The following is a 13,822-nucleotide window of genomic DNA, read 5'->3' on the forward strand; positions in this document are numbered from 1 at the left end:
ACCTACTACCGGTCAGGACGGGATGGTCTGCGTCGGGATCGCCGGTTCGCCCGGCGACAATTTCAAGCCCTCCCACGGCAGACTGCGCAAACCCGACGTCACCAACTCTCGCGCCGCCGCCAGATCGGTCTGAACGACGACTTCTCCGGCGCGCACCAGCGGCGTCGTCAGCAACCGGTGCGGTTCTCCCACGGCAGGCGGCCGCTGGAAGGGGTGCACGATCTCCTCGGTGATGGTCCCTGTCGGACGAGCCAGCCGCAGGGCCGCCTTGCGGCCGCCGCTGGACTGCTTCTGGCTACTGCGTTTCTGTACTGCGATGCCGTCCACCTCAACCAGTTTGTAGACCATGCTTGCTGTCGGCGCGCCCGATCCGGTGACCAACGACGTGCCGACACCGTAGCTGTCGACCGGAGCGGCGAGCAGTCCCGCGATGGAGAACTCGTCGAGATCGCCGGACAGCACGATACGGGTTTTGCCGGCACCCAGTTCGTCGAGTTGGGCACGAACCCGGTGGGCCAGTACGGCGAGGTCGCCGGAGTCGATCCGGACGGCGCCCAATGGCGGACCTGCGGCGGCCACGGCGTTGGCCACGCCTGCCGTCACGTCGTAGGTGTCCACCAACAACGTGGTGTCGGGCCCCAGCGCATCGACCTGCGCGCGAAATGCCGCCAGCTCGTCAGGCCCGTGCACCGTGGTATGCACCATGGTGAACGCGTGCGCTGCGGTGCCGACGGTCGGCACGCCGTAGCGGCGCTGCGCCTGCAGATTCGAGGTGCCGGCGAAACCGGCGATGTAGGCGGCACGGGCCGCCGCCACGGCGGCACGCTCGTGAGTGCGTCGCGACCCCATCTCGATCACCGGGCGGTCGCCGGCGGCGCTGACCATGCGGGCAGCGGCCGATGCGATAGCGGTGTCGTGGTTGAAGATGGACAGGACCAGGGTTTCGATCAGCACGCACTCGGCGAAGCTTCCGTGCACCGACAACACCGGCGAGTAAGGGAAGTACAGCTCGCCCTCGGCGTATCCGTCGATGTCACCCCGAAAGCGGAACTCCCGCAAAAATCCCACCGTGTCCGCATCGAGGAACTCGGACAGCAACTCGCAGGCGTCGTCGTCGAACCTGAACTGCGACAAGGTTTCCAGCAGTCGGCCGGTTCCCGCGACCACCCCGTAGCGCCGGCCCGCCGGCAGCCGCCGCGCGAACACCTCCCACGAGGTGCGCCGGTGCGCGGTGCCGTCGCGCAGGGCTGCGGCCAGCATGGTCAACTCGTATCTGTCGGTCAGCAGGCCAGCCAATACCGAGTCGTTCACATCGCCAAGGTATCGGCTGGCTGCAAGACGGGTCGGGCTCGGTATCCTTGGCGCATGGTTGTAGCGATAGCGCCGGCCAAGCCGGGCAGCACCGGGCAACGCGAATCGACACCGGTCGAAGCTACGACGAGTCCGTGGGTCACCATCGTCTGGGACGACCCGGTCAACCTGATGACCTACGTGACGTACGTCTTCCAGAAGCTGTTCGGCTACAGCGAGCCGCACGCCACCAAACTGATGCTGCAGGTGCACAACGAGGGAAAGGCCGTGGTGTCCTCGGGTAGTCGGGAATCGATGGAGATCGACGTGTCAAAGCTGCATGCCGCGGGCTTATGGGCGACGATGCAGCAGGACCGGTGAGTTCCGTAAGTATCCGGGACTGACAGTGCGCAAATGGAAGCGCGTCGAAACCCGCAACGGTCCCCGTTTCCGGTCGTCGCTGGCGCCGCATGAGGCGGCCCTGTTGCAGAACCTGGTAGGCGCCATGGTCGGCTTGCTCGACGAACGCCAGTCCACCTCGCCGTCCGACGAACTCGAGGAGATCACGGGAATCAAGACCGGCCACTCACAGCGCCCGGCCGACGCGACGCTCGGGCGTCTGCTACCGGATTTCTACCGCAAAGACGAAGGTGATCCACTGACCCTCGAGGCCTCGGAGGCGCTCAACTCGGCGTTGCGCAGCCTGCACGAGCCGGAGATCATCGAGGCCAAACGGGTTGCGGCGCAACAGTTGCTGGACACCCTGCCTAACAACGGCGGCAGATTCGAGCTGACGGAGGACAACGCCAACGCCTGGGTATCGGCCGTCAACGACCTTCGGTTGACCTTGGGCGTGATGCTCGAAATCGGCCCGCAGGGCCCCGAACGCCTGCCCGCCGACCACCCGCTGGCCGCGCACTTCGACGTCTACCAGTGGCTGACGGTGTTGCAGGAATACCTGGTCCTGGTGCTGATGGGTAAGCCCGCCGGATGAGCTCCATCACCGACGTCGGCGGGATCCGCGTCGGCCACTTTCACCGGCTGGACCCGGACGCGACCCTGGGAGAAGGATGGGCATGCGGTGTCACCGTCGTGTTGCCGCCGCCGGGGACGGTGGGTGCAGTCGATTGCCGTGGCGGTGCGCCGGGAACCCGGGAGACCGATCTGCTCGACCCCGTCAACAGCGTGCGATACGTGGACGCGGTGCTGCTGGCCGGCGGTAGCGCCTTCGGCCTCGCGGCCGCCGACGGCGTCATGCGCTGGCTGGAGGAACAGCAGCGAGGCGTGGCGATGGGCGCCGGAGTGGTACCGATCGTGCCCGGTGCGGTGATCTTCGATCTGCCGGTTGGAGGTTGGGGGTGCCGGCCGACCGCGGAGTTCGGGTATGCGGCATGCCAAGCGGCGGACGGCTCGGGCCCGGCGGTCGCAGCGGGGACGGTGGGTGCCGGCGTCGGGGCCCGTGCCGGAGTGCTCAAGGGCGGCGTTGGGACGGCTTCGGTCACGCTGCCATCGGGCGTCACCGTGGGCGCGCTGGCGGTGGTGAACGCCGCCGGCGAAGCCGTCAACCCGGGCACGGGGCTGCCGTGGATGGCCGAGTTGGTCGATGAGTTCGCGCTTGTACCGCCGCCGGCCGAACAGATCGAGGCGCTGGCGCAGTTGCCCAGTCCACTCAGCGAGCTCAACACGACGATCGCGGTGGTCGCCACGGACGCGGCCTTGAGCCCCGCGGCATGCCGCCGGGTGGCGATCGCCGCGCACGACGGCCTGGCCCGTACGCTGCGACCCGCCCACACGCCGCTGGACGGCGACACCGTCTTCGCGTTGGCCACCGGCGCGGTTGAAGTCCCCCCGTCGGCCGAGACCCCCGCCGCGTTGTCGCCGGAGACGGGTCTGCTCACCACGGTGTGTGCAGCCGCGGCCGACTGTCTGGGCCGTGCGGTGCTGGACGGAGTGATCGCAGCGCAGTCGGTGGCCGCAATCCCCGCTTACCGTGACGTGTTGCCGGGGGCGTTCGGGCGATGAAGGCATGTTCGTGTTGGTGATACGCGCCGACCTGGTTGATGCGATGGTCGCTCATGCCCGCCGCGACCACCCCGACGAAGTCTGCGGTGTACTGGCCGGACCGTACGGTTCTGGCCGCCCGGAGCGGCATATCCCGATGACCAACGCCGAGCGATCGCCGACGTTCTACCGATTCGACTCCGGCGAGCAACTGAGGGTGTGGCGGGCGCTGGAGCGTGCGGATGAGGCGCCCGTCGTCATCTACCACTCACACCCGAGCGGCGAGGCATATCCGAGTCGCACGGATATTGACCTGGCGGCCGAACCCGACGCGCACTATGTGGTGGTGGCCACCCGCGATCCGCACCGGCACGAGCTGCGCAGCTTCCGCATTGTCAACGGCATCGTGCGCGAGGAACCTGTTGACATCGTCGAGCAGTACGGAGCACGCCCGACAGGAAGGCCAGCATGACCGTCACCGTCACCATTCCGACCATTCTTCGACCCCACACCGGTGGCGAGAAGCGCGTCTCGGCCAGCGGCGAGACGCTGGGTGCCGTCATCAAAGACCTGGAAGCCAACTATTCGGGCATCTCGGATCGGCTCATCGACAAGTCTTCCCCGGGCCGCCTGCACCGCTTTGTGAACATCTACGTCAACGACGAGGATGTGCGGTACTCCGGCGGTTTGGACACTGCCGTCGCGGACGGCGACTCGGTCACCATCCTGCCCGCGGTCGCGGGCGGGTGATCGAGCAGCCCGTGGCGGCCACGCCGGTAACCTGGATGCTCAGAAACAATGCAATCGACAAGGAGCCGCGCAGATGAACAAGCGAGCGCCGGCGACGCAGTCGAATAAGAAGCCGGGGTGGGTGGTCGGTGCGACGACCATCATCACCTTCGTGGCGCTGCTGTACGTCGTCGAGCTGCTCGACCAGCTCAGCGGTGGCCGTTTGGACCGCAACGGCATCAGACCACTGACCACCGATGGCCTGTGGGGCATCGTCTTCGCCCCGGTGTTGCACGCCAACTGGCAGCATCTGATCGCCAACACCGTCCCGATGCTGGTGCTGGGCTTTCTGATGACATTGGCCGGGTTGTCCCGGTTCGTATGGGCCACGGCGATCATCTGGATCCTCGGCGGCCTCGGGACCTGGCTGATCGGCAACGTCGGTAGCAGCTGCGGTCCCACCGACCACATCGGAGCCTCCGGCCTGATCTTCGGCTGGCTCGCCTTCCTGTTGGTGTTCGGAATTTTCGTGCGCCAGGTCTGGGACATCATCATCGGTCTGGTGGTGCTGTTCGCTTACGGCGGTGTCCTGCTCGGCGCTTTGCCGGTGCTCGGGGTATGCGGCGGGGTGTCTTGGCAGGGCCACCTGTGTGGTGCGATCGCCGGTGTGATGGCGGCATATCTGTTGTCGGCCCCCGAACGCAAAGCCCGCGAGCGGAAGAAGGCTCTCCGCGCGCCACACTCGAAGATATGAGTTCGCCGCTGGCTCCTGTCGGAGTCTTCGACTCCGGAGTCGGGGGGCTCACCGTCGCTCGGGCGATCATCGACCAACTTCCCGACGAGGACATCATCTACGTCGGGGACACCGGCAACGGACCGTATGGACCGCTGACTATCCCGGAGATCCGCGCACACGCACTGAAGATCGGTGACGACCTGGTTGGCCGGGGAGTCAAGGCGCTGGTGATCGCGTGCAACTCCGCCTCGGCTGCCTGCCTGCGGGATGCGCGGGAGCGTTACGACGTTCCGGTCATCGAAGTGATCCTGCCGGCGGTGCGCCGGGCGGTCGCAGCCACCCGCAACGGCCGCATCGGGGTGATCGGCACCCGGGCCACCATCACATCGCACGCTTACCAGGATGCGTTTGCGGCCGCACGCGACACCGAGATCACCGCCGTGGCGTGCCCGCGCTTCGTCGACTTCGTCGAGCGCGGCGTCACCAGCGGTCGTCAGGTGCTGGGTCTTGCCGAGGGATACCTGGAGCCGCTGCAACGGGCCGAGGTCGACACCCTTGTGCTTGGTTGCACGCACTATCCGTTGCTGTCCGGACTGATCCAGCTCGTGATGGGGGAGAACGTCACGCTGGTCTCCAGTGCCGAGGAGACCGCCAAGCAGGTGCTGCGTGTGCTCACCAAGCTCGACCTGCTGCGGCCTCATGACGGGCCGCCCGCCACCCGCGTGTTCGAAGCCACCGGAGATCCCGGGGCGTTCACCAAACTTGCCTCACGATTCCTCGGGCCGGCCGTGGTCGGCGTCGAACCCGCGCGCCAGACCTCCGTCTCATGAACGCACCGGTGATTCTGACGGCCCAATGCGGCGATGTTTTCCCCATCGCCAGAACGGGCATGGCACAGTGGTGTCCGTGCGACTAACCGTGCTCGGATGCTCCGGCAGCGTCGTGGGTCCGGATTCGCCCGCGTCGGGTTATCTACTTCGGGCACCGGACACTCCGCCGCTTGTCATCGACTTCGGCGGGGGCGTGCTAGGGGCCTTGCAAAGGCATGCCGATCCAGGGACAGTTCATGTCTTGTTGTCGCATCTGCACGCGGACCATTGCCTGGATGTGCCCGGGCTGTTCGTCTGGCGCCGATATCACCCGACGGCGAAGCCCGACGGCAAGGCGTTGCTGTACGGCCCGAGCGATACTTGGTCGCGGCTGGGGGCTGCGTCGTCGCCGTATGGCGGCGAAATCGACGACTGCTCCGACATCTTCGACGTGCGTCACTGGGTCGATGGCGAGGCGGTGACCATCGGGGCGCTCAGCGTGCTGCCGCGGGTCGTGGCGCATCCGACCGAGTCGTTCGGACTGCGCTTCACCGACCCGAGCGGGGCTTCATTGGCGTACAGCGGCGACACCGGCGAGTGCGACGAACTCGTCGAGCTGGCTCGCGACGCCGACGTCTTCCTGTGTGAGGCTTCCTGGACGCATTCGTCGGAGCATCCACCCGCTCTGCACCTTTCCGGCACGGAGGCCGGCCGGGCCGCGGCGCGGGCCGGGGTGCGCGAATTGTTGCTGACGCACATCCCGCCGTGGACCTCTCGCGAGGACGTCATCAGCGAGGCCAAGGCCGAGTTCGACGGGCCGGTGCATGCGGTAGTGCCCGGTGAGACTATTGAGGTCCGGCGGACATAGCGGCGCTTTGGGCAGTCGCGCCCGTTCAGTGTGCATACACGGTGTTCAGTCTGCGGTGACGGCGGGGTTTTCGGACTTTCCGCCACCATGAGTGCACTCTGAAAAGCGGTGTCGTCACACTGAACGTGGTCCGTGCATACTCGATCATCCGGGCGAGGGTTGCGCTGCCGAGCTATCCCTCACGCCCTGCGGGCGTGCACCGCGACCGGACTAGGGTTGGTTCGTGTCCAAAAGAGAAGACGGCCGCCTCGACGACGAGCTTCGCCCGGTAACCATCACCCGGGGTTTCACCGACCATCCGGCGGGTTCGGTGCTGATCGAATTCGGCGGAACCAAGGTCATGTGCACCGCCAGCGTCACCGAGGGGGTGCCGCGCTGGCGCAAGGGATCTGGCTTGGGCTGGCTCACCGCGGAGTATGCGATGTTGCCGTCGGCCACCCACACCCGCTCCGACCGGGAATCCGTGAAGGGTCGAGTTGGCGGGCGCACCCAGGAGATCAGCCGGTTGGTGGGCCGGTCCCTGCGGGCCTGCATTGATCTGGCGGCGCTCGGTGAAAACACCATCGCGGTCGACTGTGATGTGCTGCAGGCCGACGGCGGTACCCGGACGGCAGCGATCACCGGCGCCTACGTCGCGCTCGCCGACGCAGTCACCTACCTGTCGGCGGCGGGTAAGCTCTCCGACCCCAGGCCGCTGTCGTGCGCGATCGCGGCGGTGAGCGTGGGCGTGGTGGACGGCAGGGTCCGCGTCGACCTGCCGTACGAGGAGGACTCGCGCGCAGAGGTCGACATGAACGTCGTCGCCACCGACACCGGCACGCTGGTCGAGGTGCAGGGCACCGGCGAGGGCGCGACCTTCCCTCGCTCGACGCTGGACAAGCTGCTCGACATGGCGCTGGGTGCCTGCGACAAATTGTTCGCAGCCCAAGGCCAGGCGCTGGCATTGCCGTACCCCGGCGTGCTGCCGGAGGGGCCGAAAGCACCGAAAGCGTTCGGGAGCTGATCGGGCCGATGGTAATCCGCCCAAACGGAACGCTAACGGCTCGGGGCGCCATCCCGGTGTCAACGTGCGCCGTATCTGGTTATGTACCATCGGCTAGCGGACCGGGTCAGGCAGTTCGAGTCCGTGGGCGCTGTCGTGTTGGTCATGGAGTGGGCATTGGCCGGCCGTAGCGTTTTGCCATTGTCTCGACTCAAAGTGGCTGGTCAGAGCCGCACACACGACCGTTATGGTAAACTAATCCACGTCCAATTTAGTTTTTACCAAAACTAATGTTTCGCCACTTTTTAGGATCACTGATGGATAGTCGGCGAGTCTCACTTGAACATTCTTTTCTCAATACGCCTTGGTGGGCAATGGGGCAGATGACGCATACACATGCGGAGCCGCGTATTAACGAAGTTGCGACCCGCGCAAGGGCGGGTCTGCTAAATGTTGTCTCGGCGGTCACGATTGCATTGTTGCTTATGCGTCCGGAAACCGATCCGGTGATCATTGTTGGTCCGTTCGTGCTTTTTGACATGTTGGCTGCGGCGGTTACCGGGTTAACTCCATTCAGCCCCACTGGCATTCTGGGCACAGCCTTGACAATGCACATGCGTCCGGTGTGGAAACCAACGCGGCCGAAGCGGTTTGCCTGGTTGCTGGGTGCCGGTTTAGCAGCGACGTGTCTTGCCATGCGCCTGCTGGGGGCCTCGCCCGTAGCGATGGCGGCTGTTGTTGCGGTCTGTTTTGTGCTGACGTGGTCGGAGGCCACGCTGGGATTTTGCGTGGGCTGTTACATGCACAAATTGATTTGGGGTTGTGAAGACTGCGAAGTCCCTTATGTCAGGGGAGTAGAATCACGACCAGCACTAATCCAGGAAAGTTCAGAAATAAACCTGGAAAGTCGCGCCTAGGTACGCGTCACAGTCGGTGCGGCTCAGGCAATTTTCGTGGCGCGCAGATGTGCGCCACGGAGGTCATGGCAAGTGACGATGACGCTGAGGATTCGACAACAGCCCGCGTTGCGGGCCGATACCTGCGACACGAGAGCAAGGCGAGATATTTCCTGCAGAGGTGAAACCGTGTTTTGGATTGAATGGTGACTCGCCTATTGGTGGCCAGCCGCAACCGCAAGAAGCTGGCCGAGTTGCAACGGGTACTCGACGGCGCAGGAATGTCCGGGGTGACGCTGGTGTCGCTGGATGACGTGGCGCCCTTCGACGAGGCGCCGGAAACCGGTGCCACGTTTGAGGACAACGCGCTGGCCAAGGCGCGTGACGCGTTCGCCGCGACCGGGTTGCCGAGCGTCGCCGACGACTCCGGGTTGGAAGTCGCCGCGTTGAACGGCATGCCCGGCGTGCTGTCCGCGCGGTGGTCGGGCAGGCACGGCGATGAGGGCGCCAACACCGCACTGCTGTTGGCGCAGTTGCGCGACGTGCCCGACGAGCGGCGTGGCGCGGCGTTCGTCTCGGCCTGCGCGCTGGTCTCCGGTGCACACGAGGTGGTGGTGCGCGGCGAGTGGCCCGGGACGATCGCCCACGAGTCGCGTGGGGACGGCGGGTTCGGTTACGACCCGGTCTTTCTTCCCGCCGACGCCGACGGCCGGACGGCCGCGCAACTCAGCCCGGCAGAGAAAGACGCGGTGTCGCACCGAGGTCGCGCGCTGGCTCTGTTGTTGCCGGCGCTGCGGGCGCTTTAGGCGGTCAGACGCCGAAGTTCGCCTTGACCTCTCTGGTCTGACGGTGCTCGACGATGATTCCCAGCAACGGGATGGTGCCGGCGAGCAGCACGCCGATGGTCTTGCCGATAGGCCAGCGGACTTTGATCGCGAGGTTGAACGCGGCCAGCACGTAAACGAAGTACACCCAGCCGTGTACGACTTCGATCCACCGGATCTCATGGTGGTAGACCAGGTGCGAGACGACTTCTCCGCACAACACGATGAGCCAGACACCCGTCGTCCACGCCATCACCCGGTATGCCAGCAACGCTGTGCGGATCTTTTCGGCGGGGAACGCCGAAGCGCCGCGCTCGGGTGTCTCGGGCGTGCTCATGCGGTCGTCCTTCTCTGCTTTGCAGCGTCGTCCTTGGCGAGCTCGGCCAGATAGGCGTTGTACTCGCGCAGTGCGGGATCATCAGGCGGTTGCGGTTCGGGCTTCGGTCGCTCAGGAAGCAGGCCGGGTGGGATCTCGGTGACGGTGGCCCGCGGGGCGGGCGGCGTATCTTCGTAGCGAACGAACTTGCGGTATGCATAGATGCAGAACGCGGCGAACATCGGCCACTGCAGGGCGTAGCCGAGGTTCTGGTACGTGCCCGACACCGACTGGAATCGGGTCCACTGCCACCAGCCCAGCGCCAGGCAGCCGCAGGCCGCGAAGATCACCAATGCGATCGCTGCGGGCCGTCGGCGTCTGGTGCGGACCGGGGTGGACACCCTACGACGGTACCGCGTGGGCGTTTCGGGTCACCGGTCCTCAGGCTCCACAGGGCCGCACCGTGGTGAGCGTTCGGCAGAGTTTGTCACCTTCGCGTGCCGGTAGGATCGCTAGCGCGCGGGCGTGGCGAAATGGCAGACGCGCCGGCTTTAGGTGCCGGTGCTCGAGAGAGCGTGTGGGTTCGAGTCCCTCCGCCCGCACCGTCACCGCCGCGGTTCGGAGTTTCAGCGAACAAGTGTTTATCGAAAGCCTTATCGGGAAGTCCGTGACTTGCCGCGTTTTGAATGATGCGCGGAAAACCCTCGATACCGACGGAGCAGAACTATGGTTCGACACTTCCCACTGTCCTGCGATGGAGCAAAGCGCCCGCAGAGGGCGTTTCAACAGCGTCAACGCCGGGGGCGAACATGGCGCGTGGGCTGGCTGCCCGAGCGACCACGCCACTGCTGCCCGATGACCTCTGAAATTCTCAACCCGCTCTGGTCGGCGCGCGCGCTGCGTGGCCTGATCGTCGATGTACACCCGGAGTTCGAGAACGAGACGCACGGGGAAAGGTGTCTGCGTCAGATGCTCGGGTCGGCGAACTTCAACGCCGGACCGATCTTCATCAGCGGCTACCTGTTGTCACGGACACCTGTGCTACCAGATCGGGCACCACCTCTTCTCGGATCTCCCCGGCAACCGCTGTGCCGAGATCTCCGTGCGAGTGCGCGAGCTTTGTGAGAAGTACGACCTGCCCTACACGACGGGATCCATTGGCCGCCAGTACTTCCAGTAATTCTGGACGATCCTCAAAGTCGCGTCGCCGGACCGCTCGCTCACCGCGACATCCGATGACGCACCGGAACCCGCTCGGCGTCGAAGTTCCGCGTGCGCGCCGGCCTGAAAGGGAGCTTCGCCGATACCGAGACAGGCCGACGCCGTGGTTTGCGCACCGCATTGCGCGAATTGCGTTCGACCGCAGCCTAACCCGTACCGCGGCCGGTCCTCTGCTGCAACTCCTCGATTACCTGGGACGCCTGAGCTTTGGTCAGGTCGTCGGGAACATCCGCGCCGACCTCTTGGGCCAGGGTTTGTAGGTAACTGCGCTGGGGACCCGTCATCGGTTCATCGCCGGTCACCCAGTCGGCGGGGTCCTTCTCCGGGTTCTCCTGGGGGGCCTGCGGTGCTTCGTTGTTGCTCATGTTTGTCACCTCCGGACCTCGGATAGCCATCGCACAAACTTTCGAAACCTGCGTGCCGGCGGTGAATCGATACGATCACAGGGGCGTTCGCGCAATGCGCCCTGGAACTGACAGGAGATCACGTGTCCATTGCACAACGCGAGCGAGCTGCGCTGGTCGAGACCATCCGTGCCGCGGGGCCCGAGGCGCCCACTCTGTGTGAGGGGTGGAAAACCCGCGACCTGGCGGCTCATCTGGTGATCAGGGAGTACCGGTTGGACGCCGCACCCGGCATCCTCATACCGTTCTTCGCCCGGCACACCGAAAAGGTGCAGAATGAGGTCGCTGAGCACACCGATTGGGACGAGTTGGTGGGCAAAGTCGCGTCCGGCCCGCCGACGTACTCTCCCTTCAAGGTGCTCGACCCGGTGATCAACGTTGCGGAGATGTTCATTCATCATGAGGACGTTCGCCGCGCCGCCGCGAGCTGGGAGCCCCGTGAACTCGAGCCGGGCCTGAAAAGCCGGCTGGCCCGGACCGTCCCGCTTATGGGCCGGCTCACCTTGGCGAAGGTTCCGGGCCGGGTCGCGCTGCGCACCGCCGAAGGCAAGACGTTGTTGACCGCCGGTAGCGGACCGGCGGTCACGGTCACGGGTGAGCCTGAGGAACTGCTGCTGTTCGCGGTGGGCCGGGCGGCCCGAGTCGACTTCGACGGCGACGAGTCGGCGGTGCGGGCGGTCCGGGAGGCACCCAAGGGCTTGTAGCTCCGGAAGTGCAGAAGCCGATGCCGTATGCCTTACAGTCTCCTACCTAGCTCGTAACCTGGCTGGAGGCGGTGTCGTGCGTACTTCACGGCCACCAGTCTTGATTCGCAGCTGCGTGCGACCATCGAGCAGAGCCTGGTCGACGATTATCACCAAGCGCTGCTGGGCCACGGCGTCACCGGCTATGACCGCGAGACCTGCTGGCGTGACTACCACCTGGGAGTCGTTCAGGCCCCGCTGATCTCGGCGTTGGGGTTCGCGTTCGCCTCCTCAACCGACCGCGGCGACGACATGGTGCTGACCATGCTCAGTCGTGGGTCTCGGGCGATTCGCGACCTGGGGGCCCTGGACCCGATCGGTTGATCACCACGGGTGCTTCGTGAGCGGTGCGACCATCTTCTCTACCTGCTTGCGGTCGAGCACCACCGTTGACCCGTCGGGTAACCCCAGAATGCGGTCCGTTGCAACGCCATACAGCTTCAGCCGTCTGACTGCGTCATCGATGGCCGCGCGGCGCGTCCGCGCGTTCGGGGCGTCCATGATGCGAATCACGTGAGTGTCCATGCTGGCTGCGAACCCCTGAATCATGTCACCTACCCCCTCGGGGTCGAAGGTGTCGAACACGCCCTGTCGGACTCCATCAGTGATGAGCTCGGTCAATACCGGCCGAAACAGGTCCTCCCAGATGGTGACGATCCTTCGCAACAGGGCCCGGTTCTGCGGTTTCAGCAGTGATCTCATCGCTGCGATCTGTTCCGGAGCTCCCATGGCCATCTTGACCTGATAACTCGCCGCAAGTCCGGCATTGAGACGTTCCAACGCATTCTTGCCCGGCTGGGCGAACACGGGACGCAATGCCTCGAAGGCTTCTTCAGCGCTGCGTTGAGCCAGCGCTTCGACCAGCGCCTCCTTGGACGGGAAGTAGTGATAGAAGGCGCCTTTGGACGTTCCGGCCATAGTCAGCAGATCGTTCAGACTGACATTCGCGTAACCGCGTTCGAGGAAGAGCGTGAGCGCCTGGTCCAGCACTTCGGCTTGCCGGACATCCTTACGTTTCACGACACGTGCCATTGCCGTGGCGACTCAGTCGGACTTCACCCACCCCACGTATGCGAGATAGAGACCGCACAATGCGAGCAGTCCGAATCCGATCCGCACGAAGTCTAGGGCGGATCCGGCGGGTTGAGTTGAGGCTGCGGCGGCGTTGACGATCAGCTGCGGCATGGCGAGTAACGCGAAACCGCGCAGCAGCAAGAACCAACCGAACAGGGAGATGATCACGGCGGCGACGTTGCGCCAATACTGGTGGAAGGCAATGATGAACAGCCCGCAGAAGAACAGCAGGGCGCCCGCCGCCCATGGCCACATGGGGTCCCTCGCGAAGGTGGACAACAGGCTGCCGAGGTCTGCGGCTCGGATTGCCACGATCGCGGGGACCACGGCGATGAACGGTCCGAGTACGCGCGCGAAAGAGCGGGTGCGTTGGCGGCGATCGGTCGGGATGGCAAGGCTGTTCATCGTTATCACTCCGGGTGCTAGTGCTCAGCAGCGGCCCTAAGTTAGACCACTGGTCTAATAGATTAGACCACCGGTCTAAATTCCGCGAGAACGTGCTTGTCAGGACGAGCCTGACACGGCTATAGTGTCAGGGTGGCCCTGACAAGGAGCGTGAACCCATGTCGGCAATGACAGCTCAGATCTGGTGCTCGTTCTGCGGTAAGCCGAATACCAAAGTCGACAAGTTGGTCGGCGGTCCGGGAGTGCAGATCTGCGACGAATGCGTCGCCGCCGCCGGCGCGATCATTGAACAGTCCAGGGGCAAGCCGGCCGAACTGCGACTGCCGGTATGGGAGCCCATGAGCGACAAGCAGATGCTCGATCACATACCGCGGATTGCGGTGGTCGCCCGGCAGGTGGAAACCGATCTGCGTTCGTGGGTGCAGGAACTGCGCCGGCGCGGTGTCACATGGGCGAAAATCGGTGCAGCCCTGGGCATCACGCGTCAGTCCGCCTGGGAACGATTCGCGGGGGAGGAATAGACC

At 65.1% G+C, this 13,822-nt stretch carries 19 protein-coding genes, 1 tRNA gene and 3 pseudogenes; 17 read left to right on the forward strand and 6 right to left on the reverse strand.

The window, feature by feature from the left end:
* Nucleotides 1-12: 12 nt before the first annotated feature.
* The gene (locus tag ACX9NE_RS07160; protein ID WP_459360996.1) at nucleotides 13-1,311 is read right to left on the reverse strand and encodes a nicotinate phosphoribosyltransferase; all 1,299 of its coding nucleotides are present in this window, start codon (nucleotides 1,309-1,311) and stop codon (nucleotides 13-15) included.
* A 54-nt stretch (nucleotides 1,312-1,365) separates the two neighbouring features.
* Here ACX9NE_RS07160 and clpS point away from each other — a divergent pair, with 54 nt between their 5' ends.
* The 11 genes from clpS (at nucleotide 1,366) to rdgB (ending at nucleotide 9,117) form a co-directional block, all read left to right on the forward strand.
* A complete protein-coding gene (clpS, locus tag ACX9NE_RS07165; RefSeq protein ID WP_459360997.1) occupies nucleotides 1,366-1,671 on the forward strand; it encodes an ATP-dependent Clp protease adapter ClpS in 306 nt (101 codons plus the stop codon).
* Nucleotides 1,672-1,696: 25 nt separating this feature from the next.
* Nucleotides 1,697-2,284 (forward strand): oxidative stress transcriptional regulator AosR, encoded by a 588-nt coding sequence (gene aosR, locus ACX9NE_RS07170; protein WP_459360998.1) that lies wholly within the window; start codon nucleotides 1,697-1,699, stop codon nucleotides 2,282-2,284.
* Complete coding sequence (locus ACX9NE_RS07175) at nucleotides 2,281-3,312, forward strand: P1 family peptidase (RefSeq protein WP_459360999.1); 1,032 nt, start codon at nucleotides 2,281-2,283, stop codon at nucleotides 3,310-3,312. Before aosR ends, ACX9NE_RS07175 begins: the two co-directional genes overlap by 4 nt.
* Nucleotides 3,313-3,316: 4 nt before the next feature.
* The gene (locus tag ACX9NE_RS07180; RefSeq protein ID WP_459361000.1) at nucleotides 3,317-3,763 is read left to right on the forward strand and encodes a M67 family metallopeptidase; all 447 of its coding nucleotides are present in this window, start codon (nucleotides 3,317-3,319) and stop codon (nucleotides 3,761-3,763) included.
* Entirely contained in the window at nucleotides 3,760-4,041 is a 282-nt protein-coding gene (locus tag ACX9NE_RS07185) for a MoaD/ThiS family protein (protein ID WP_459361001.1), read from the forward strand. The genes ACX9NE_RS07180 and ACX9NE_RS07185 overlap by 4 nt, the downstream gene beginning before the upstream one ends.
* A gap of 73 nt (nucleotides 4,042-4,114) precedes the next feature.
* On the forward strand, nucleotides 4,115-4,774 hold the full coding sequence (locus ACX9NE_RS07190; protein ID WP_459361002.1) for a rhomboid family intramembrane serine protease: 660 nt from the start codon (nucleotides 4,115-4,117) through the stop codon (nucleotides 4,772-4,774).
* Complete coding sequence (gene murI, locus ACX9NE_RS07195; RefSeq protein WP_459361003.1) at nucleotides 4,771-5,586, forward strand: glutamate racemase; 816 nt, start codon at nucleotides 4,771-4,773, stop codon at nucleotides 5,584-5,586. The genes ACX9NE_RS07190 and murI overlap by 4 nt, the downstream gene beginning before the upstream one ends.
* A gap of 70 nt (nucleotides 5,587-5,656) precedes the next feature.
* The gene (locus tag ACX9NE_RS07200; RefSeq protein ID WP_459361004.1) at nucleotides 5,657-6,433 is read left to right on the forward strand and encodes a cyclic nucleotide-degrading phosphodiesterase; all 777 of its coding nucleotides are present in this window, start codon (nucleotides 5,657-5,659) and stop codon (nucleotides 6,431-6,433) included.
* Nucleotides 6,434-6,656: 223 nt separating this feature from the next.
* The gene (rph, locus tag ACX9NE_RS07205) at nucleotides 6,657-7,436 is read left to right on the forward strand and encodes a ribonuclease PH (protein ID WP_459361005.1); all 780 of its coding nucleotides are present in this window, start codon (nucleotides 6,657-6,659) and stop codon (nucleotides 7,434-7,436) included.
* Between the two features lie 296 nt (nucleotides 7,437-7,732).
* Nucleotides 7,733-8,332: a DUF4395 domain-containing protein gene (locus ACX9NE_RS07210; protein WP_459361006.1), complete on the forward strand. Its 600-nt coding sequence runs from the start codon at nucleotides 7,733-7,735 to the stop codon at nucleotides 8,330-8,332.
* Nucleotides 8,333-8,514: 182 nt separating this feature from the next.
* Entirely contained in the window at nucleotides 8,515-9,117 is a 603-nt protein-coding gene (rdgB, locus tag ACX9NE_RS07215) for an RdgB/HAM1 family non-canonical purine NTP pyrophosphatase (RefSeq protein ID WP_459361007.1), read from the forward strand.
* A gap of 4 nt (nucleotides 9,118-9,121) precedes the next feature.
* Here rdgB and ACX9NE_RS07220 read toward each other — a convergent pair whose 3' ends face one another.
* Both ACX9NE_RS07220 and ACX9NE_RS07225 read right to left on the reverse strand, forming a co-directional pair.
* Nucleotides 9,122-9,472, reverse strand: coding sequence for a DUF3817 domain-containing protein (locus tag ACX9NE_RS07220; RefSeq protein WP_459361008.1), 351 nt, complete (start codon nucleotides 9,470-9,472; stop codon nucleotides 9,122-9,124).
* Nucleotides 9,469-9,852, reverse strand: a complete 384-nt coding sequence (locus ACX9NE_RS07225; protein WP_459361009.1) for a hypothetical protein — start codon at nucleotides 9,850-9,852, stop codon at nucleotides 9,469-9,471. Before ACX9NE_RS07225 ends, ACX9NE_RS07220 begins: the two co-directional genes overlap by 4 nt.
* A 118-nt stretch (nucleotides 9,853-9,970) precedes the next feature.
* On the opposite strand from ACX9NE_RS07225, the gene ACX9NE_RS07230 reads away from it, so the two are divergent.
* The 3 genes and pseudogenes from ACX9NE_RS07230 to ACX9NE_RS07240 all read left to right on the forward strand — a co-directional run.
* Nucleotides 9,971-10,053 (forward strand) — tRNA-Leu (locus ACX9NE_RS07230).
* 87 nt (nucleotides 10,054-10,140) lie between these two features.
* Nucleotides 10,141-10,381, forward strand: a pseudogene (locus ACX9NE_RS07235) (hypothetical protein); the annotation flags it as partial.
* Nucleotides 10,379-10,822, forward strand: a pseudogene (locus ACX9NE_RS07240) (fatty acid desaturase family protein); the annotation flags it as partial. The pseudogenes ACX9NE_RS07235 and ACX9NE_RS07240, both read left to right, overlap by 3 nt.
* Here the strand turns inward: ACX9NE_RS07240 and ACX9NE_RS07245 are convergent.
* The gene (locus tag ACX9NE_RS07245; protein ID WP_459361010.1) at nucleotides 10,819-11,037 is read right to left on the reverse strand and encodes a DUF3072 domain-containing protein; all 219 of its coding nucleotides are present in this window, start codon (nucleotides 11,035-11,037) and stop codon (nucleotides 10,819-10,821) included. The pseudogene ACX9NE_RS07240 and the gene ACX9NE_RS07245 overlap by 4 nt on opposite strands.
* A gap of 122 nt (nucleotides 11,038-11,159) precedes the next feature.
* On the opposite strand from ACX9NE_RS07245, the gene ACX9NE_RS07250 reads away from it, so the two are divergent.
* Nucleotides 11,160-11,780: a TIGR03085 family metal-binding protein gene (locus ACX9NE_RS07250; RefSeq protein WP_459361011.1), complete on the forward strand. Its 621-nt coding sequence runs from the start codon at nucleotides 11,160-11,162 to the stop codon at nucleotides 11,778-11,780.
* A gap of 78 nt (nucleotides 11,781-11,858) precedes the next feature.
* A pseudogene (locus tag ACX9NE_RS07255) lies at nucleotides 11,859-12,143 on the forward strand (aminoglycoside phosphotransferase); the annotation flags it as partial.
* Here ACX9NE_RS07255 and ACX9NE_RS07260 read toward each other — a convergent pair.
* Both ACX9NE_RS07260 and ACX9NE_RS07265 read right to left on the reverse strand, forming a co-directional pair.
* The gene (locus ACX9NE_RS07260; protein ID WP_459361012.1) at nucleotides 12,144-12,851 is read right to left on the reverse strand and encodes a TetR/AcrR family transcriptional regulator; all 708 of its coding nucleotides are present in this window, start codon (nucleotides 12,849-12,851) and stop codon (nucleotides 12,144-12,146) included.
* 12 nt (nucleotides 12,852-12,863) lie between these two features.
* The gene (locus ACX9NE_RS07265; protein ID WP_459361013.1) at nucleotides 12,864-13,298 is read right to left on the reverse strand and encodes a hypothetical protein; all 435 of its coding nucleotides are present in this window, start codon (nucleotides 13,296-13,298) and stop codon (nucleotides 12,864-12,866) included.
* 158 nt (nucleotides 13,299-13,456) lie between these two features.
* Here ACX9NE_RS07265 and ACX9NE_RS07270 point away from each other — a divergent pair, with 158 nt between their 5' ends.
* Nucleotides 13,457-13,819, forward strand: a complete 363-nt coding sequence (locus ACX9NE_RS07270) for a ClpX C4-type zinc finger protein (RefSeq protein WP_459361014.1) — start codon at nucleotides 13,457-13,459, stop codon at nucleotides 13,817-13,819.
* The last annotated feature ends 3 nt before the right edge of the window (nucleotides 13,820-13,822 follow it).

The sequence above is a fragment of the Mycobacterium sp. ML4 genome (assembly GCF_054515735.1).